Annotated in this window: 17 protein-coding genes and 3 tRNA genes; 15 read left to right on the top strand and 5 right to left on the bottom strand. The window is 68.5% G+C overall.

All coding sequences use genetic code 11. The features are described 5' to 3' along the window. Positions 1–2: 2 nt before the first annotated feature. Entirely contained in the window at positions 3–1,979 is a 1,977-nt protein-coding gene (gene xcpQ, locus PSPA7_RS09705; protein ID WP_012075066.1) for a GspD family T2SS secretin variant XcpQ, read from the bottom strand. Between the two features lie 4 nt (positions 1,980–1,983). Beyond that, positions 1,984–2,691: a type II secretion system protein N gene (gene xcpP, locus PSPA7_RS09710; protein ID WP_049792030.1), complete on the bottom strand. Its 708-nt coding sequence runs from the start codon at positions 2,689–2,691 to the stop codon at positions 1,984–1,986. A gap of 219 nt (positions 2,692–2,910) precedes the next feature. On the opposite strand from xcpP, the gene xcpR reads away from it, so the two are divergent. The 12 genes from xcpR to PSPA7_RS09770 all read left to right on the top strand — a co-directional run bounded on the left by xcpR (position 2,911) and on the right by PSPA7_RS09770 (position 10,871). Further along, on the top strand, positions 2,911–4,419 hold the full coding sequence (xcpR, locus tag PSPA7_RS09715) for a GspE family T2SS ATPase variant XcpR (protein ID WP_012075068.1): 1,509 nt from the start codon (positions 2,911–2,913) through the stop codon (positions 4,417–4,419). After that, complete coding sequence (xcpS, locus tag PSPA7_RS09720) at positions 4,419–5,636, top strand: GspF family T2SS innner membrane protein variant XcpS (protein WP_012075069.1); 1,218 nt, start codon at positions 4,419–4,421, stop codon at positions 5,634–5,636. The genes xcpR and xcpS overlap by 1 nt, the downstream gene beginning before the upstream one ends. Positions 5,637–5,640: 4 nt before the next feature. Further along, the gene (gene xcpT / locus PSPA7_RS09725) at positions 5,641–6,087 is read left to right on the top strand and encodes a GspG family T2SS major pseudopilin variant XcpT (RefSeq protein WP_003119751.1); all 447 of its coding nucleotides are present in this window, start codon (positions 5,641–5,643) and stop codon (positions 6,085–6,087) included. 6 nt (positions 6,088–6,093) lie between these two features. Then, positions 6,094–6,612, top strand: a complete 519-nt coding sequence (xcpU, locus tag PSPA7_RS09730; RefSeq protein ID WP_012075070.1) for a GspH family T2SS minor pseudopilin variant XcpU — start codon at positions 6,094–6,096, stop codon at positions 6,610–6,612. After that, positions 6,609–6,998, top strand: coding sequence for a GspI family T2SS minor pseudopilin variant XcpV (xcpV, locus tag PSPA7_RS09735; protein WP_003154139.1), 390 nt, complete (start codon positions 6,609–6,611; stop codon positions 6,996–6,998). The genes xcpU and xcpV overlap by 4 nt, the downstream gene beginning before the upstream one ends. Beyond that, complete coding sequence (gene xcpW / locus PSPA7_RS09740) at positions 6,995–7,708, top strand: GspJ family T2SS minor pseudopilin variant XcpW (protein ID WP_012075071.1); 714 nt, start codon at positions 6,995–6,997, stop codon at positions 7,706–7,708. The genes xcpV and xcpW overlap by 4 nt, the downstream gene beginning before the upstream one ends. Next, positions 7,705–8,706 carry a GspK family T2SS minor pseudopilin variant XcpX gene (xcpX, locus tag PSPA7_RS09745; RefSeq protein WP_012075072.1) on the top strand — a complete coding sequence of 334 codons (1,002 nt, stop codon included), beginning with the start codon at positions 7,705–7,707 and terminating at the stop codon, positions 8,704–8,706. The genes xcpW and xcpX overlap by 4 nt, the downstream gene beginning before the upstream one ends. Then, entirely contained in the window at positions 8,703–9,851 is a 1,149-nt protein-coding gene (gene xcpY, locus PSPA7_RS09750; RefSeq protein ID WP_012075073.1) for a GspL family type II secretion system protein XcpY, read from the top strand. Before xcpX ends, xcpY begins: the two co-directional genes overlap by 4 nt. A 1-nt stretch (position 9,852) precedes the next feature. Further along, on the top strand, positions 9,853–10,377 hold the full coding sequence (xcpZ, locus tag PSPA7_RS09755) for a GspM family type II secretion system protein XcpZ (RefSeq protein WP_012075074.1): 525 nt from the start codon (positions 9,853–9,855) through the stop codon (positions 10,375–10,377). A gap of 134 nt (positions 10,378–10,511) precedes the next feature. Further along, positions 10,512–10,587 (top strand) — tRNA-Val (locus PSPA7_RS09760). Between the two features lie 16 nt (positions 10,588–10,603). Continuing rightward, a tRNA-Asp gene (locus PSPA7_RS09765) sits at positions 10,604–10,680 on the top strand. Positions 10,681–10,794: 114 nt separating this feature from the next. After that, positions 10,795–10,871, top strand: a tRNA-Asp gene (locus PSPA7_RS09770). A 281-nt stretch (positions 10,872–11,152) separates the two neighbouring features. On the opposite strand, the gene PSPA7_RS09775 is transcribed toward PSPA7_RS09770, so the two are convergent. Both PSPA7_RS09775 and PSPA7_RS09780 read right to left on the bottom strand, forming a co-directional pair. After that, positions 11,153–12,190, bottom strand: a complete 1,038-nt coding sequence (locus tag PSPA7_RS09775; RefSeq protein WP_034028133.1) for an AraC family transcriptional regulator — start codon at positions 12,188–12,190, stop codon at positions 11,153–11,155. Beyond that, positions 12,187–13,305 carry a carbon-nitrogen hydrolase family protein gene (locus PSPA7_RS09780; RefSeq protein ID WP_012075076.1) on the bottom strand — a complete coding sequence of 373 codons (1,119 nt, stop codon included), beginning with the start codon at positions 13,303–13,305 and terminating at the stop codon, positions 12,187–12,189. Before PSPA7_RS09780 ends, PSPA7_RS09775 begins: the two co-directional genes overlap by 4 nt. 214 nt (positions 13,306–13,519) lie before the next feature. Here PSPA7_RS09780 and PSPA7_RS09785 point away from each other — a divergent pair, with 214 nt between their 5' ends. The 3 genes from PSPA7_RS09785 (at position 13,520) to PSPA7_RS09795 (ending at position 18,333) form a co-directional block, all read left to right on the top strand. After that, positions 13,520–15,559: an NADPH-dependent 2,4-dienoyl-CoA reductase gene (locus PSPA7_RS09785; RefSeq protein WP_012075078.1), complete on the top strand. Its 2,040-nt coding sequence runs from the start codon at positions 13,520–13,522 to the stop codon at positions 15,557–15,559. Positions 15,560–15,995: 436 nt separating this feature from the next. Then, on the top strand, positions 15,996–17,396 hold the full coding sequence (locus PSPA7_RS09790) for a coiled-coil domain-containing protein (RefSeq protein WP_012075080.1): 1,401 nt from the start codon (positions 15,996–15,998) through the stop codon (positions 17,394–17,396). Between the two features lie 37 nt (positions 17,397–17,433). Next, positions 17,434–18,333, top strand: coding sequence for a 1-aminocyclopropane-1-carboxylate deaminase/D-cysteine desulfhydrase (locus PSPA7_RS09795; RefSeq protein WP_079262232.1), 900 nt, complete (start codon positions 17,434–17,436; stop codon positions 18,331–18,333). On the opposite strand, the gene PSPA7_RS09800 is transcribed toward PSPA7_RS09795, so the two are convergent. Then, complete coding sequence (locus PSPA7_RS09800) at positions 18,334–19,299, bottom strand: DUF1853 family protein (protein WP_012075082.1); 966 nt, start codon at positions 19,297–19,299, stop codon at positions 18,334–18,336. Positions 19,300–19,329 lie beyond the last annotated feature (30 nt).

Genomic DNA, 19,329 nt, shown 5'->3' on the forward strand with positions numbered 1-19,329 from the left:
CATCACTCCGATTTCAGGTCGCGAAGATCCACGGTCTGCCCATCGAACAATTGCCCGGCGCTGCTCGGCAGGATGCTCGGGCGGCCTTCGGGACCCCGGCGTCCGTCGAGCACGCGGATGTCGCTGTACTTTTTCCCGGAAATCGCCGCCAGGCCCGCTCCGTCGAGGACCACGGTGGGGCGCAGGAAGACCATCAGGTTGCGCTTGGTGTGAGTGTCCTTGGTCGAGCGGAACAACCTGCCCAGCCAGGGGATGTCGCCAAGCAGCGGGACCTTGGATTCGGCCTGCACCACGTCGTCCTGGATCAGGCCGCCGAGCACGATGACCTGGCCGTTCTCGGCGAGGATGGTGCTCTTGATCGAGCGCTTGTTGGTGATGATATCGGTGTCGCTGACCTGTTGCACATTCGGCGCGATGGAGGAAATTTCCTGCTCGATTTCCAGACGCAGCGCGGCGCCATCGTTGATATGCGGGGTGACCTTGAGGTTGACGCCGATGTCCTTGCGCTCGACGGTGGTGAACGGGTTGCTGGAGCCTTCGCTGTTGGTGGTGTAGGAGCCGGTATTGAAAGGGACGTTCTGGCCGACCAGGATTTCCGCCTTCTGGTTGTCCAGGGTCAGCAGGCTCGGGGTCGACAACAGGTTGCTCTTGCTGTTGGCCGACAGCGCGGTGACCAGCGCGCCGAAGCTGCTGCTGCCGATGCCGACGACGGCGCCGTCGGGGAGCGGGTTGGGAATCTTGTCATCCTTGAGCGCCTGCAGCAGGGTGCCGATGGACAGTCCGGTATTGCCGAAGCTGGTCCTGGTTCCACCCATGCCACCCTTGTTGATCGCCCACTGCACGCCGACGGCGTCCTGGATGTCGCCGGAAATCTCGACGATGGCCGCTTCCACCAGCACCTGGGCGCGCGGCACGTCGAGCTGGCGGACGATGTCCTCGAGGGCGTTGACGGTGTCCGGGTCGGCCAGCAGGACCAGGGCGTTGGTGCTTTCGTCGGCGCGGATCAGGATATTGCTCGGACGGCCGCCACCGCTCTGCTCGCCGCCCTGGCCGCCGTTGTTCTTCATGCCTTCGGAAATCTGCCCGAGCGTTTCCGCCAGGGTCTTGGCATCGTTGTGGCGCAGGCGGATCACCCGGGTATTGGCCGAGCGCGCGGTCGGCGTATCCAGCGACTGCGCCAGTTGCACCAGCTTGGCGCGCGCCTGCGGCGGGCCGAGGATGATCAGGCGGTTGGTGCGCGCGTCGGCGATCACCTGAGCGCCGGCCGCGCCCTTGGCCTGGCCGCGGCTCATGGCGCTGTTGAGTACCTCGGCGGCGTCCATCACCCAGCCGTGGCGCAGGTTGATCACGCTGTAGTCGTGGCTGCCCTTCTGGTCGAGCTGGCGGATCACGTCCTCGATCCGCGCGATGTTGGCGCTGCGGTCGCTGATGATCAGCGCGTTGGCCGAGGGCACCGCGGCGAGGTGCCCATACTGCGGGACCAGCGGGCGGATCAGCGGGATCAGTTCCGACACCGGGCTCTGCTGGACCTGGATCACCCGGGTCTCCAGGCGGTCCGGTGCGCTCTGGCCGCCGCCGGCCTCGGTCTTGGCTTCGGCGTTGGGCACGATGCGCGCCTGGTCACCCTGGGCCACCACGGTGAAGCCGTGGGTGCTCATCACCGAGAGGAACAGCTGGTAGACCTCGCTCAGCGATAGCTGGGCCTTGGACACCACGCTGACCTGGCCCTTGACCCGCGGGTCGACGACGAAGGTCTCGCCGGTGATCTCGGAAATCTGGTCGATGAATTCGCGGATGTCGGCATCCTTGAGGTTGATCGTCCAGTGCGCCTCCTGCTGGTTGCCGGCGGGGGCGACGGCGTTCCTGCCGCTGTCTTCGGCGTGCGCGGCCTGGATGCCGAGGGCCAGGCTGAGAAGGATGGCAGGGACGTACGAACGACTGGAGGGGGCAAGCAGGGCGCGGAACAAAGGCTGGGACATCGGATCAGTCGCTTTCCGTAGGCGTGGTCGTGGGCTCGCTCGAGTCTTCTTCGGCGGGTTCTGCGATGGGTGTCGCTTCCATCTGCTGGCGCAAGGCGTCCAGGCGCTCGCGCAATGCTGCGGCGTTCTCATCCTGCAGGCTTTGCAGTTGTTCGATCGAGTCGTTCTCGCTTGTAATGGTGTCCGCGTTGGCCAGCAGCCCTCCGGAGCGGTGCGGGAAGGGCAGGCTTTCCAGGCGCCCGCCGCGCTGCAGTTCGACGCGGTCGCGGTAGACCGCGTGCAGCTTCACGCCGTCGCTGATCTCGCCGCCGATCGCATAGCGGTGTGGCTTGTCGCCCTGGCGCTGGATGATCGCGCTGGACTGCTTGGGGTCGCTCTGGACGAAGCTGCCCTTGAGCACCAGGTCGAGGTTGGTGGCCGGTGGCGGGGCGTTGGGGTCCTGGGCGCTGGTACCGAAGAGCCGGGCCAGGCGGGCCGGATCGCTGCGGATCGCTTCGTGGCTGACCGGCGAGGCGGCGACGGCCACCGGGCTGCGCTGCAGGCGCAGCCAGCCGGCGGCCTGCCAGGCGAGACTGATGCTCATGGCGATGATCAGGGCAACAGCCAGAAGGGCCGGGGCGTACCGCTGCAGCCAGCGGGAAGAGGCGCCGGAGAAAGGCAATACATCACTCCTGGTCTTTATCGTTATGTCTGAAGATCGCCGAGGGATCATAGCAGTTCGTTGCCAGTAGGCTACCTACTTCTATCAATAGGTGTGACTGGCCGGGCCAGGCACGCTTGTGCTTAAGATAACGGCTCGCCAGGATACTTCTGCAAGAGGGACTCGGGACCGGCCGCACAAAATGACTATCAACTAACAATACTGACGGTAACCATTCAGTGGTCATATACGACCAAGATACTTCTGTTAGGTTACCGCTATAAGGCATCCATGATGACAGCCCCGTTACCCGATATCGCCGCGCCGGCCGCACCGCCACGGCGCCTGCCGTTCAGCTTCGCCAAGCGCCAGGGCCTGCTGTTCCTGTGCCTGGAGGAACAGTACTGGCTGGCCTGCCGGCCGCAGGTGGAGCCGGCGGCGATCGCCGAGGCGCAGCGCTTCGCCGGTCGCCGCCTGCCGCTCAAGGCGCTCGGCGAGGAGGCTTTCAACCAGGCCCTGGCCGCGTCCTACCAGCACGATTCCTCCGCGGCCATGCAGCTCGCCGAAGACCTCGGCGGGAGTCTCGATCTCGCCGCCCTGGCCGACCAGGTCCCGGAAACCGAGGACCTGATGGAGCAGGAGGACGATGCGCCGATCATCCGCCTGATCAACGCGATCCTCGGCGAGGCGATCCGCGAGAACGCCTCCGACATCCACCTGGAGACCTTCGAGAAGCGCCTGGTGGTGCGCTTTCGCGTCGACGGGGTACTGCGCGAGGTGCTCGAACCCAAGCGCGAGCTGGCGGCGTTGCTGGTATCGCGGATCAAGGTCATGGCCCGCCTGGACATCGCCGAGAAGCGCATCCCCCAGGACGGCCGTATTTCCCTGCGGGTCGGCGGGCGCGAGGTGGACATCCGTGTCTCGACCCTGCCCTCGGCCAACGGCGAGCGTGTGGTGCTGCGCCTGCTCGACAAGCAGGCCGGGCGCCTGAACCTGCAGCACCTGGGCATGAGCGAGCGCGACCGCAAGCTGATGGACGAGACTGTGCGCAAGCCGCACGGCATCCTGCTGGTCACCGGCCCCACCGGTTCGGGCAAGACCACCACGCTCTATGCCAGCCTGACCACCCTCAACGACCGCACCCGCAACATCCTCACCGTCGAGGATCCGATCGAATACCACCTGGAGGGCATCGGCCAGACCCAGGTCAACGCCAAGGTCGACATGACTTTCGCCCGCGGTCTGCGCGCGATCCTCCGGCAGGACCCGGATGTGGTGATGGTCGGCGAGATCCGCGACCGCGAGACCGCCGAGATCGCCGTGCAGGCCTCGCTGACCGGGCACCTGGTGCTCTCGACCCTGCACACCAACAGCGCCATCGGCGCGATCACCCGCCTGGTGGACATGGGCATCGAACCGTTCCTGCTGTCCTCCTCGATGCTCGGCGTGCTGGCCCAGCGCCTGGTACGGGTGCTCTGCCCGGCGTGCAAGGAGCCCTACCTGGCGGACGAGGCCGAGTGCGCGCTGCTCGGCGTCGATCCCGCCGCGCCGCCGACCCTGCATCGCGCCCGCGGCTGCGGCGAATGCCACCAGCATGGCTACCGCGGGCGTACCGGGATCTATGAGCTGGTGGTGTTCGACGACCACATGCGCTCGCTGATCCACAACGAATCCTCCGAGCAGGAAATGACCCGGCATGCCCGCACCAGCGGACCGAGCATCCGCGACGACGGCCGGCGCAAGGTGCTGGAAGGCGTCACCACGGTCGAGGAAGTCCTGCGCGTGACCCGGGAAGAATAATGGCCGCTTTCGAATACCTCGCCCTCGACCCCGGCGGTCGCCAGCAGAAGGGCGTGCTGGAGGCGGACAGCGCGCGCCAGGTCCGCCAGCTGCTGCGCGAACGCCAACTGGCGCCGCTCGAGGTGAAACCCACGCGTACCCGCGAGCAGGGCGGGCAGGGCGGACGCCTGAGCTTCGCCCGCGGGCTGTCGGCGCGCGACCTGGCGCTGGTGACCCGGCAACTGGCGACCCTGGTCCAGGCCGCGCTGCCGATCGAGGAAGCGTTGCGCGCCGCCGCCGCGCAATCCACCTCGCAGCGCATCCAGTCGATGCTCCTCGCGGTGCGCGCCAAGGTCCTCGAGGGGCATAGCCTGGCCGGCAGCCTGCGCGAGTTCCCCTCGGCCTTCCCCGAACTGTATCGCGCCACGGTGGCTGCCGGCGAGCACGCCGGGCACCTCGGCCCGGTGCTGGAGCAGCTCGCCGACTACACCGAGCAACGCCAGCAGTCGCGGCAGAAGATCCAGCTGGCGCTGCTCTATCCGGTGATCCTGATGGTCGCCTCACTGGCCATCGTCGGTTTCCTGCTGGGCTACGTGGTGCCCGACGTGGTCCGCGTGTTCATCGATAGCGGGCAGACCCTGCCGCTGCTGACCCGCGTGCTGATCGGCGTCAGCGACTGGGTCAAGGCCTGGGGCGCGCTGGCCTTCGTCGCGGCGATCGGCGGGGTGATCGGCTTCCGCTATGCGCTGCGCAAGGACGCCTTTCGCGAGCGCTGGCATGGCTTCCTGTTGCGCGTGCCGCTGGTCGGACGGCTGGTGCGCTCCACCGACACCGCGCGCTTCGCCTCGACCCTGGCGATCCTCACCCGCAGCGGCGTGCCGCTGGTGGAGGCGCTGGCGATCGCCGCCGAGGTGATCGCCAACCGGATCATCCGCAACGAGGTGGTCAAGGCGGCGCAGAAAGTCCGCGAGGGCGCCAGCCTGACCCGCTCGCTGGAGGCCACCGGGCAGTTCCCGCCGATGATGCTGCACATGATCGCCAGCGGCGAGCGTTCCGGCGAGCTGGACCAGATGCTGGCGCGCACCGCGCGCAACCAGGAGAACGACCTGGCCGCGCAGATCGGCCTGATGGTCGGCCTGTTCGAGCCGTTCATGCTGATATTCATGGGCGCGGTGGTGCTGGTCATCGTCCTTGCCATTCTTCTTCCGATCCTTTCTCTCAACCAACTCGTGGGGTAATCGCGTGAATCAGAGCCGCCCATTGCAGCGTCGCCAACAGTCGGGCTTCACCCTGATCGAAATCATGGTCGTGGTGGTGATCCTCGGCATCCTCGCCGCCCTGGTGGTGCCACAGGTGATGAGCCGTCCGGACCAGGCCAAGGTCACCGTGGCCAAGGGCGACATCAAGGCGATCGCCGCCGCGCTGGACATGTACAAGCTGGACAACTTCGCCTACCCGAGCACCCAGCAGGGCCTCGAGGCGCTGGTGAAGAAGCCCACCGGCAACCCGCAGCCGAAGAACTGGAACAAGGACGGCTACCTGAAGAAGCTGCCGGTCGATCCGTGGGGCAATCCCTACCAGTACCTGGCGCCGGGCACCAAGGGCCCGTTCGACCTGTATTCGCTGGGTGCCGACGGCAAGGAAGGCGGCAGCGACAACGACGCCGACATCGGCAACTGGGACAACTGAGCGGACATGCGCGAATCGCGCGGCTTCACCCTCATCGAGCTGATGGTGGTGATGGTCATCATCAGCGTGCTGATCGGCCTGGCGGTGCTCAGCACCGGCTTCGCCAGCACCTCGCGGGAGCTGGACAGCGAGGCCGAGCGGCTCGCCGGGCTGATCGGCGTGCTGACCGACGAGGCCGTGCTGGACAACCGCGAATACGGCCTGCGCCTGGAGCGCGACGCCTACCAGGTGCTGCGCTATGACGAAGCGAAGGCGCGCTGGCTGCCGGTGGCGCGCGACAGCCATCGCCTGCCGGAATGGGCCGAGCTGACCTTCGAGCTGGACGGCCAGCCGCTGGTGCTGGCCGGCGGCAAGGGCGAGAAGGAACAGAAGAAAGGCACCGACCAGCCGCAATTGCTGATCCTCTCCAGCGGCGAACTCAGCCCGTTCCGCCTGCGTCTGGCCGAGCGCGGACCCGAAGGCCGCGCGCTGTCGCTGAGCAGCGACGGTTTCCGCTTGCCGCGGGTCGAGGTGGCGCGGCGATGAGGCGCGTGCGTGGATTCACCCTGCTGGAAGTCCTGGTGGCCCTGGCGATCTTCGCCATGGTCGCGGCCAGCGTGCTCAGCGCCAGCGCGCGCAGCCTGCAGAACGCTTCGCGACTGGAGGACAAGACCCTGGCGATGTGGATCGCCGACAACCGCCTCAACGAGTTGCAGCTGGAACAGACGCCACCGTCCAGCGGACGCAACCAGGGCGAACTGGAGTTCGCCGGACGCCGCTGGGAGTGGCGTACCCAGATCGACAGTACGTCCGAGCAGGAGATGCGGCGGGTGATCGTCTGGGTCGCGGCGAAGCCGCTCGGCCGCGAGCGCGGCAACCTCGAGGAGCGCGCCGCGGCGCGCCTGGTGGGCTTCCTCGGGAGCCAGCCATGAGTTCACAGCGGGGTTTCACCCTGCTCGAGCTGCTGATCGCCATCGCCATCTTCGCCCTGCTGGCCCTGGCCACCTACCGCATGTTCGACAGCGTGATGCAGACCGACCAGGCGACCCGTGTGCAGGAACAGCGCATGCGCGAGCTGGTGCGGGCGATGGGCGTGCTGGAGCGCGACCTGACCCAGGCGCTCGAACGTCCGGTACGTGACGAGCTGGGCGACAACCGCGGCGCCTTCCTCAGCGAGGGTGAGGACGACCAGGTCATCGAGTTCACCCGTGGCGGCTGGCGCAATCCGCTCGGGCAGGCGCGCTCGCGCCTGCAACGGGTGCGCTGGTCGCTGTCCGGGGAGGTCCTCGAACGCCGCTACTGGCTGGTGCTGGACCGCGCCCAGGACAGCAGGCCGCGGGTACAGCAGGTGCTCGACGGGGTCACCGCGCTGAGCTGGCGCTTCCTCGACAAGGAGCACAACTGGCAGAGCCACTGGCCGACCGACGAGGGTAGCGAGGAGGAGCGCCTGGAGAGCCTGCCGCTGGCGGTGGAGATGACCCTGGAGCACCGCCACTACGGCAAGCTGGTGCGCCTCTGGCGCCTGCTCGACCCGCCGCTCAAGCAGGACCAGCCGCAGGGCCAGCCGGACGGAGAGAATGGCGAGAACGGCGAGGGCGGGGTGCCGCGGCCGCCGGAAGGCATGCCGGGGGCGCCGGAATGAGGCGCAGGCAGAAGGGGGTCGCGCTGATCACGGTGCTGCTGGTGGTGGCGGTGGTGACCATCGTCTGCGCCGGGCTGATCATCCGCCAGCAACTGGCGATCCGCAGCAGCGCCAACCAGTTGCACGTGCGCCAGGCCTGGCACTACGCGCTGGGTGGCGAACGCCTGGCGGAAGCGGTGCTGCGCCGCGACCTGCGCCAGGGCGGCGAGAACACCCGCGAATCGGTGGATCACCTGGGCGAGGCCTGGGCGCGGCCGATGGTGCCGTTCAAGCTGGACGATGGCGGCGAGCTGCGGGTGCGGATCGAGGATCCCAGCGGGCGCTTCAACCTCAACGGGTTGGTGCGCAAGCGCAAGGTCAAGCCGGATTCGGTGAAGCAGTTCCGTCGCCTGCTGGAAACCCTGGGCATGAAGGAAGACGTCGTCAAGGGCCTGCCGGACCGGCTGGCCGACTGGCTGGACGCCGACCAGAACCCGCAGGGCGAGCAGGGCGCCGAGGACAACCAGTACCTGCTGGAGGCGCCGGCCTACCGCGCCGCCAACCGCAGCCTCAAGGACGTGTCCGAGCTGCGCCTGCTGAAACTGTCGGAGGCCGACTACCGCCGCCTGCTGCCGTTCGTCAGCGCGCTGCCCGAAGACGCGCCGCTGAACGTGAACACCGCCAGCGTGCCGGTCATCGCCGCCATGTTCGAAATCGATCCGGGGCAGGCGGAAAACATCGTGGACGCCCGGGGTCGGGAAGGTTTCCAGAGCAAGGACGATTTCACCAAGCATCTGACCCAGTTGGGTTCGAAGACCGGGAACGTTAGTTATGCCGTCGGCACCCGCTACTTCCAGGTGATCAGCGAGGTCGCCCTGGGCGACCGCCGGCAGGTGCTGGTGAGTACCCTGCAGCGTGGCAAGGACGGCAAGATACGAGTGATGGCCCGCGACATGGGACAGGGCGGAACGCCCATTCCGTCGACGGGCGGCGACGATTGGAAGAAGGACGAGCGATGAGTGGAGTGAGTGCGCTGTTCCTGCCACCCGCCAGTACGGCGGGGGCCGATGGGGAACTGCCGGTATGGTGGGTGCAGGACGGCGAGTGCCGGCGCGCGCCGTTCGCCCAGGCGCTGGCGGAGATCCGCGTGCCCTGGCGGCTGTACCTGCCGGTGGAGGCGGTGACCGCCTGCGCGGTGAACCTGCCGACGCAGAAGGCGCGCTGGCTGCGCCAGTCGCTGCCGTTCGCGGTGGAGGAGCAACTGGCCGACGATGTCGAGCAGATGCACCTGGCCCTCGGCCCGGCGCTGGCCGACGGTCGCCACCGGGTGTTCGCCGTGCAGCGCGCCTGGCTCGCCGCCTGGCTGGCGCTGGCCGAGGGCGAGGGCAAGGCGCCGGCTGCGCTGCATGTGGATGCCGACTGCCTGCCGGGCGAGGGTACCTGCCTGTTCTGGCTGGAGGAGCGCTGGCTGCTCGGTGGCAGCGGAGCCGTGCGGCTGTCCTGCGGCAACGAGGATTGGGCGGTGTTGCGCGACAGTTGTCCGCCGCCGCAGCGGGCCTTCGCCGCGGAGGCCGTGGCGCCGCCGGAGGGGCTGGAAGTCCAGGCGCTGGCGGGCAATCCGCATGTCTGGCTGAGCGAGCAGCCTCCGGGCACCGACCTGGCCCAGGCCGAGTTCACCGCGCGCCAGCAGAGCAGCCAGTGGCGCCGCTGGCGTCCGGCGCTGGGACTGGTCGGGCTGTGGCTGGTGCTGCAGTGGGGCTTCACCCTGGTCCAGGCCTGGCAATTGCAGCGCGAGGGCGACCGCTACGCGGCGCAGAGCGCGGAACTCTACCGCCAGCTGTTCCCGGAGGACCGCAAACTGATCAACCTGCGCGCGCAGTTCGACCAGCACCTGGCCGACAGTGCCAGCAGCGGCGGCGAGGGCCAGTTGCTCGGCCTTCTCGGCCAGGCCGCGACAGTGATCGGCGATGAATCGACGGTCAGCGTCGAGCAACTGGACTTCAGCGCCGCGCGCGGCGACGTGGCGCTGCAGGTGCGCGCGCCCGGCTTCGACGTGCTGGAACGGCTGCGCTCGCGGCTCAGCGAGTCGGGGCTGGCGGTGCAACTGGGTTCGGCCAGCCGCGATGGCTCGACGGTCAGCGCGCGCCTGGTGATAGGAGGTTGAGATGAAGGTCATGACGCAATTCCACGAACGCCTCAAGGTCCAGGCCGAAACCTCGCAACTGGCGATCCGCTGGCGCGCGCTGCCGGCGCGCGACCGCCTGGCGCTGGCCTGGCTCGGCGCATTCTTCCTGCTGGTGATTCTCTACCTGGCGCTCTGGCGTCCGGCGGAGCGCCACCTGCAGTCGGCGCGCCAGTACTTCACCGAGCAGCGCGCGCTGCACGCCTACATCCAGCAGCAGGCGCCCAACGTGCGCCAGGCCGATGCCGCCGCGCCGCAGGCGCAGGTCGACCCGGCGGCGCTGCAGGGCATGGTCACCGCCTCGGCGGCGCAGGCCGGGCTGAGCGTCGAGCGGCTCGATAACGAAGGCGAGGGTGCCGTTCAGGTGGCCCTGCAGCCGGCGCCCTTCGCCAAGCTGTTGCCCTGGCTGGAGCAGTTGAACGGACAGGGCGTGCAGGTGGCGGAAGCCGGGCTGGACCGCCAGGTCGATGGGCGGGTCTCGGCGCGCCTGAGCCTGCGGGTCGAATGAGTGACCCATCGCCGGGCCGGCAAGGCCCGGCGGCGGGCGTGGCATGGGCGTTCGCTGAAATTTCAAAAAAAATTCAATCAGGGCATTGACTTAGGTTTTCCCGTCGGTAGAATGCGCCCCACTTCGAGAGTGAAGGGTGATTAGCTCAGCTGGGAGAGCATCTGCCTTACAAGCAGAGGGTCGGCGGTTCGATCCCGTCATCACCCACCAATCTCGCAGGTTACGCGCAGCGGTAGTTCAGTCGGTTAGAATACCGGCCTGTCACGCCGGGGGTCGCGGGTTCGAGTCCCGTCCGCTGCGCCATTCACTTCCCCTCCCGAGTTCATCGCCCCGAACTCGCCGTCTTCCGGTAGAAGGCGGGCAGCCTGGCTGCAACGAGAGGAAGACGCTTTACCGGGCATCTTGCCCAGCCGACGCGCAGCGGTAGTTCAGTCGGTTAGAATACCGGCCTGTCACGCCGGGGGTCGCGGGTTCGAGTCCCGTCCGCTGCGCCATACATCTTCACCACGCCAAGGCGGGGTGAGCCACGAAAGAAGCGGCCAATGGCCGCTTCTTTCGTTTCTGTCGTTCCGAATGCCTGCCATCCTCGCCTGCCGGGTCGCTTTGCGCCGCCGATCCGCGCGGGGTAATCCCGCTGTCATCTTTCTCGTCTACAGCTGAAAGGCACAGACCAACGAGGTGATCCGCGATGGACGACTACCAGGAAGAGCTGCTGGAACGGCATGCCGCCGAATACGACCTGCCGGAGCCGGCGGACGACGCCACCGAGATGTGATCAGGCGTTCTGCCGCTGGGCGCGGCGGAACTCGCCGGGAGTCTGCCCGCTCCAGCGCTTGAAGGCGCGCTGGAAGGCTTCCGCCGAGGCGAAGCCGAGCAGGTAGGCGATCTCGCCGAAGGCCAGGTCGGTCTCGCGGATGTAGACCATCGCCAGGTCGCGGCGGGTCTCGTTGAGGATGCTGCGGTACTGCGTGCCTTCCTCGGCCAGCTTGCGCCGCAGGGTCCAGGTCGGCAGCTTGAGGCGCGTGGCGACTTCCTCCAGGTCCGGCTCGCGGCCGTTGAGCAGTGGCCCCAGCAGGCGACTGACGCGCTCGCGCCAACTGCGGGTGCGGGTCAGTTGTTCCAGTTCGCGATTGCAGATCTCCAGCATCTGGTTCCAGGTGCTCGGGCAGTGCTCTGCATTGCCCAGGGCCAGGCTGGCCTGGCTCAGGTGCAACTGGTTGGTCGGCGCGCCGAACGCCACCGGGCAGCCGAAGAACGCCTCGTAGCGGTCGGCCCAGGCCGGCGCCGGATACTCGATTTCCACCCGTTCGGGTTTCAGCGGCTGCCCGGCCAGGGCGCCGAGATGGCTGATCCAGCCGGCCAGTACCGAATCGACGACGAAGCGGTTGTAGGCGTTGTAGGGGCTGATCGAATAGAAGCGCAACCAGGCGCCGCCGGCGTCTTCCACCAGGCTCGACTGACCGCGGTAGTTCTGCGCGTAGAGCGGTTCCAGGTGGATCATCGCCCGCGCCGCGGCGCGCAGGTTCGGCGCCTGGGCCACGCTGACCCCGGCCAGGCCCATCTGTCCGAGACGGCTCAGGCGGCCCATCTGCAGCCCCAGGGCGGGGTCGCCGCTGAGCTGGATGGCGGCGTGGCCCAGGCGCATGTAGCGGGGAATCGACAGGCGCGCGCCGGGTTCGGCCAGGCGCCGCTGGTCGAGGCCGTACTGCTCGAGCAGCGCTGCGGGATCGACGCCGGCGGCGAGCAGGGCATCGGCCAGGGCCTGGACGAAGCCGACCGAGAGGTCGCCGAGGCGCACCCGCGGCGTGCTCATAGCCAGAGATTGACCAGTTGCGCGCCTCCTCCGGGGTTGGCCTGGCGCATGCCCTGGGGCGAGCCGAGCAGGCTCTGGCCGTCCTCGACGGCGTTCCACAGGCGACTGTGGGCGAAGGCCACGGCGGCGCCACGGGCGCCGCTGGCGAGCAGGCGTTCGCCGACCGCCAGGCGCTGCCAGGCTTCGGCGTTGCTCAGGCTGTTCGGCGCCAGGCGCACGTCGCCGGGCACCAGTTCGGCGTCGAAGCCGGGCCAGGGTTGCTGCCAGCGGCCGCTCTGGTTCAGGGCGGCGGGAATCGCCAGCAGTTCGACCTGGCGTTCGACCAGGGTGGCGTAGGTATCCGGGTACCAGCTGTCGGTGCCGATCAGGACGCCCAGGCGACCGGCCGGGGTATCCAGCACCTGCAGGCGTTCGCCGCGGCCATTGTTGAGGAAGCTCAGCTCGTGGCGGGTCGGGAACACCTTGCGTTGCGGCTGGCCGAGGGGGAGGCCGTCGGGGCCGAAGGTCAGGCTGACGTTGTACAGCTGGCCGGTGCCGGTGCGCAGCTCGCCATCCTCGACCTCGGGGTCGGGCAGCACGATGGAACCGGCCACCACGGTCACCTTGAACTCGTGGGCGAGTCCGCCGAACAGGGTCTGGTAGTCATGGGCCATGTCCACCGCCTTCATCCGGAACAGGGTGTCGGTGAGACGTTCGTCGCCGCGCGCGGTGATCCAGCCGCGCGCCACCTTCAACGGGTTGCTGGCGGCCATCCAGTCCATCGCCGTGCGCCAGTCGGCGGCGGCATAGACCTCGGGTTTCTCGCCGCTGGCCACCAGCCAGGTGCCGACGTGCTCGGGAAACACCACCACCGTGCGCGCGTTGAGCAGGCCCTGGCGGCGGGCGTTTTCCAGGTAGGCGTGGAACTTCAGCTGCAATCGCTCGGCGCTCTGATAGTCCGGGGTGAGCAGCTCCGGTTGCACCGCCAGCAGGTTGCCGCGCTCGCCGGGCTGGCCCTGGACCACGCTGACCTGGCTGCGCAGGTCGGACAGGTAGTGGCCCACCGGGCGGTGTTCGGCCCAGCCGGCGTAGGCGGCGAAGAGGGTGATCAGGATCAGGAAGATCAGCTTGCGCATGCGGGTCTCCAAGGCAGCCCACAGGGTAGGGGAGTGGCGTCGGCTTGCCAAGCGTCCCTGTGCATTCCGATCAGTAACTTGTCACTTAGGATCATTGAGCGCGTCCCTGGCGCTCCTTAGAGTCGTCGCCATACCGACCGCCGCCCGTATCGCGCATCGCACCCGAGGCCGCGGCATATCCGTGAACGCGTTTCGCCCGATGTGGAGACCCCCGATGACCGCCGCCGTTCCCTATCCGCACTTGCTCGCCCCCCTGGACCTCGGCTTCACCACCCTGCGCAACCGCACCCTGATGGGTTCCATGCACACCGGCCTGGAAGAGAAACCGCAGGGCTTCGAGCGCATGGCGGCGTACTTCGCCGAACGTGCCCGCGGCGGCGTCGGCCTGATGGTCACCGGCGGCATCGGCCCGAACGAGGAGGGCGGCGTGTATTCCGGCGCGGCCAAGCTGAGCACGCCGGAAGAGGCGGAGAAGCACCGGATCGTGACCCAGGCGGTACACGAGGCGGGCGGCAAGATCTGCATGCAGATCCTGCATGCCGGCCGCTATGCCTACAGCCCGAAGCAGGTGGCGCCGAGCGCGATCCAGGCGCCGATCAACCCGTTCAAGCCGAAGGAACTGGACGAGGAGGGCATCGAGAAACAGATCGCCGATTTCGTCAACTGCGCCAGCCTGGCCCAGGTCGCCGGCTACGACGGCGTCGAGATCATGGGGTCGGAAGGCTATTTCATCAACCAGTTCCTCGTGCAGCACACCAACCAGCGCACCGACCGCTGGGGCGGCAGCTACGAGAACCGCATGCGCCTGCCGGTGGAGATCGTCCGCCGGGTGCGCGAGGCGGTGGGGCCGAACTTCATCATCATCTATCGCCTGTCGATGCTCGACCTGGTCGAGGGCGGCAGCAGCTGGGACGAGATCGTGCTGCTGGCCAAGGCCATCGAGAAGGCCGGCGCGACCCTGATCAACACCGGCATCGGCTGGCACGAGGCGCGCATCCCGACCATCGCCACCAAGGTGCCGCGCGCGGCTTTCACCAAGGTCACCGCCAAGCTGCGCGGCGAGATCGGCATCCCGCTGATCACCACCAACCGCATCAATACCCCCGAGGTGGCGGAGCGGGTGCTGGCCGAGGGCGACGCCGACATGGTCTCCATGGCCCGGCCGTTCCTCGCCGATCCGGATTTCGTCAACAAGGCCGCGGCAGGCCAGGCCGAGCTGATCAACACCTGCATCGGCTGCAACCAGGCCTGTCTCGACCACACCTTCGGCGGCAAGCTGACCAGTTGCCTGGTCAACCCGCGCGCCTGCCACGAGACCGAGCTGAACTACATCCCCACCGCCCGGGCGAAGAAGATCGCCGTGGTCGGTGCCGGTCCGGCCGGCCTGGCCGCCGCCAGCGTGGCCGCCGAGCGCGGGCACCGGGTCAGCCTGTTCGACGCCGCCGGCGAGATCGGCGGGCAGTTCAACGTGGCCAAGCGGGTGCCCGGCAAGGAAGAGTTCCACGAGACCCTGCGCTATTTCCGCAACAAGCTGCAGAGCACCGGGGTCGAGCTGCGCCTGAATACCCGGGTCGGGGTCGACGAACTGGTGGCCGGTGGTTACGACGAGATCATCCTCGCCACCGGCATCGTCCCGCGCACCCCGGCGATCCCCGGCATCGAGCATCCGAAGGTGATCGGCTACCTGGACGCGATCCTCGAACGCAAGCCGGTGGGCAACCGGGTAGCGGTGATCGGCGCCGGCGGCATCGGCTTCGATGTCTCCGAGTTCGTCACCCACGCCGGCCCTTCCACCAGCCTGGACCGCGAGGCGTTCTGGAAGGAGTGGGGCATCGATGCCCGCCTGGAGGCCCGTGGCGGCATCGCCGGGGTCAAGGCCGAGGTGCATCCGGCGGCGCGCCAGGTATTCCTCCTGCAGCGCAAGAAGAGCAAGGTCGGCGACGGCCTCGGCAAGACCACCGGCTGGATCCATCGCGCCGGCCTGAAGAACAGGCAGGTGCAGATGCTCAACGCGGTGGAGTACCTGGGGATCGATGACGCCGGCCTGCACATCCGCATCGCCGACGGCGAGCCGCAGGTGCTGCCGGTGGATACCGTGATCGTCTGCGCCGGCCAGGATCCGCTGCGCGAGCTGCAGGAGGGCCTGCTGGCGGCCGGACAGAGCGTGCACCTGATCGGTGGCGCCGACGTCGCCGCCGAACTGGATGCCAAGCGCGCCATCAACCAGGGGTCGCGCCTGGCCGCCGAACTCTGAGCATCCGTTCAGCCGTCTGTCGCGCGTCGGAAAAACCGTGTCGAAAACGGCTCCGGAATGCTCGTTTGCCGCCTGTGAGCTGCGCTTCCCTGCCGTTTTCGCCCGGTTTTCCTGGCGTTCGCTGGATGTGAAGAGGTTCCGAGCCTCGCCCTGCCCGCGCTCGACGACGCGGGCAGGGGCTTCGTGCCCATTCGGTGAACGGTGGCGCTCTGCCACGGTGATCTCCGTCCGCCCAAAAACCAAACGCATCACAAATTCCCCTACCGCTCGGCGGGCTGTCCGGTAGCGCCCGGGTGTCTGCCAACCCAGTCACATTGCCCGCGACATTTTTTCCCCTAGACTTGCCCGAACAACGAGATAGCACCTGTTTTTCAGGTGACATGCCAGATGGTACTGCCGGATGCGGGCCGCCTCGCCAGGCGTCCGAGGGTGAGCGATGAGCATGCAGAAAAAGCCACAGATGGCGGAAGCCGTGCTGTTCTTCAACGACAGCGGCGTCTGCAAGGAGATGCTGTACCCCGAGTTCGAGGCGTTGCTCGATGGCCTGGTGCGCATGCCGGAGTATGCCGACCAGCAGATGCACCTGGCCTACGTATTGATCAACCCGCGCCTGCAGGCGCGGGCGGCGGTGTTCTTCTATCTCGACTTCGACGAGCAGGGCGCCGCCGACACCGGCTGGAACCTGCCCCTGCGCAACCTCGCCGAACGCGCCGGACGCGGTCCCGACATGGGCGGCGGGCCGATCCGCCTGGCCTGCCGCAGCCAGTGTCCGGTGTCCTGGCACCAGATGCACCTGTGGGATCCGGAGAGCAGCGCCGGACGCAACCATTTCGTCCTCATCCGCGACGCGCTCAGGCGCAACCAGCTCGGCCTGCTGGTGGACGACGAGCCGGCCGCGGTGGAGCCGCAGCGGTTGCAGATGGCTGCCGAAGAGCAGTGGTATGCCGCCGACGCCGTCGCGTCGAAAGCCCCGCCGGCGGAGACGCGCAAGCCGGACGACGAACAACTGGCCCGCCTGGCGCAACTGGTCAGGCAGCAGCGCCAGCAGCTTGCCGCCCTGGCCCAGCAGCAGGAGCAGCGCCTTGCCGGGCTGGCTCGCCAGCACGAGCAGGAACTGTCCAGGCGCGAGCAGGAGGCCCGCGGGCAACTGGACATCCTGCGCAGCGAGGTGCTCAGCCTGCAGCAGGCCCTGGAGCGCCAGGCGCGGGAAAACACCGCGCTGCAGCAGCGTCTGGTGGAGCAGGGCGAACAGTTCCAGCGCAACCGCGAGGAACTGACCCGGCAACTGCGTTTCATCGAGACCCAGGGGCGCAGCGAGACCGATCTGCTGCGCTCGGAATTCGCCGACGAGCTGGAAACGCGGGTGGCGGCGGCGGTTGCAGGCTACAAGGAGCAGATCTCGATCCGCGACGTGGAACTGGCCTACCGCAACGAACTGGACCAGCAACTGGAGCAGGAGCTGGCCGAACTGCGCGCCGAACGCGACCGTCTCGCCGCCCAGGGGCCGGAGCAACTGCTGGAGCGCCTGTCCAGCCAGGGCGTGGTGTTCGTCGCCTACCACCCCGGCGCCGGGCACCTGACCATTCCCTTGCAGGATATCCCGCGTTACCAGGACAATCCGCTGGCCTACGCGGCGGCCAAGTGCTTCGTCTCCGAAAGCCAGTACCGCCAGTGGCTGGATCATTTCCAGCAGCCACGCTGCGAGGCCCTGCTGCCCGGCGGCGAGCGCTGCAACCTGCCGCTCGACCGGGTCGACAACCCGGCGCGCTTCGTCGCCGGCGACACCAACTGCTGCGCCCGGCACAAGACCACGGGGCGCCTGCGCACCGTGAGCTGAGCCCTTGCCGTTTCCCGACTGGTCCCCGCACGCCACCCTGCAACGCATCGAAACCGACTGGCTGGCCCGCGCCGGGGTCGAACTGGCGCTGCTGCGCCTGGACCAGGTCGATCCGCTGATTTCCGGCAACAAGGGTTTCAAGCTCGCCCCGTACCTGGCGCAGGCCCGCGAGCGCGGGTTGGACGGCCTGATCAGCCTCGGCGGCGCCCATTCCAACCACCTGCATGCGCTGGCCGGCGCCGCTGCGCGTTTCGGCTTCCGCTGCGTCGGCCTGGTACGCGGAAACGAAGTCGATACGCCGACGGTACGCGACCTGCGCAGTCTCGGCATGGAACTGCACTGGCTCGGCTACGGCGGCTATCGCCAGCGGCACGCCGGCGGTTTCTGGGCGCCCTGGCGGGAGCGTTATCCCGGGTTGCTGCCGGTCGCCGAGGGCGGTGGCGGGCTGCTGGGCGCGCGTGGTTGCAGCGGGCTGGTGGAGCGCATAGCGACCCAGTTGCCGACGCTCGGCTGGGACGATTACGACGCCGTCTGGGTGGCCGCCGGCACCGGTACGACACTGGCCGGCCTGGTGCTTGGCGAGGCCGGGCGGCATCCGGTGGTGGGCGCCCTGGCGGTGCCGGAGGACCACGGCGTCGCCGCGCAGGTGGCGACGACTCTCGCCGCAGCGGGCGTCGCCGATGCCGGCTATCGCCTGCTGGACGCCAGCCGCGGCGGCTTCGCCCGCCTCGATGGCGCGCTGGCGCGGTTCATCGTCGGCTTCGAGACGGCCAGTGGCGTCGCCCTGGAACCGCTGTACACCGGCAAGCTGCTGCTCGCCCTGCGCGGGGCAGTGGAGCGCGGCGAGGTGGCTCGTGGCAGCCGCCTGGTGGCGCTACACACCGGAGGCCTGCAGGGGCGCCGGGCGCTGCAGGAGCGTCTGCTGGCACTGCTCTGATCAGGCGTCCGCGGCCTGCCGCGCGGCGCCCCACAGGCTGAGGCCCGGCGGCCAGTCGTCGCTGGCCAGGAACAGCCGTTCGGCTTCCACCCAGTGACCGTCACGCGGTACCACCCGCACCAGCATCTGCGGGCGCGGCTCGTCGGCGAACGCTGTGTCCCAGTCGCTGCCGGCGCGTGGCGGATCGAGCGGATCCTGCGGCCGCAGGGCCGGCGCCAGCCAGTGTGCGCGTGGCAGGTGCAGCCAGCGTTGCGCGGCGGCTGGCTCGCCCAGGCTGGCCAGGTACGCCCGCCAGTCGCGCTGGCGTAGCCAGCGGCCCCGCAGATGCCCTGGCTCGATCTCGGCGGGCAGGCTGCCCGGGCCGGGCCAGGGGTGGAACAGGTAGCCGCTCAGCCACAATGCGGAAGCGGCCGATTCGGCGCCATGGGCGGCCATAACCTGGCGGCCCTCGCGCGTCGCCGCCAGTGGCAACTGGTGTCGGCAGAGGTGTTCCAGCTTGCGTGACAGGCGATCCTGGCCGCCGGGCCCGAGCCAGTCGCCGGGGCCGGCCTGGGGGCCGAGATAGAGCTTGATCGCCAGTTCCAGATGATGGATGCCGTCGTCGTCCCGCAGCAGCAGGTCGAGCTCGCCAAGGGTATGCCCGCCGTCGCGCACCGGCAGGTTGGCGGCGATCAGGCGCACGTCCGGGGCCTGTTCCAGGGCGAACTGCCAGAGATGCTCGTAATACAGGCCCAGGCGTTGTCGTGGCCACTGTGCGAGCCAGGCAGCGAGGTGCTGCGGCTGTCGCTCCTGTTCGCGCAGCCAGGCGGCCAGGCGCTCCGGCTCCTGGTGCCAGCGACTGGCGCTCAGCGGGTGTCGCTGCGGCGCCGGGGTCTCGCGCAGCAGCGGTGGGGCGAGCACGGTCCAGGCCAGGTCGCGGACGGCCGGTTGGCGCAATTCGTCGAGCAGTTCGGTCAGCAGCGTCATACCCTGAGGGTAGCCGGGTTGCGTCGCCCG

The sequence above is a fragment of the Pseudomonas paraeruginosa PA7 genome, from assembly GCF_000017205.1.
Taxonomy (GTDB): Bacteria; Pseudomonadota; Gammaproteobacteria; order Pseudomonadales; family Pseudomonadaceae; genus Pseudomonas; species Pseudomonas paraeruginosa.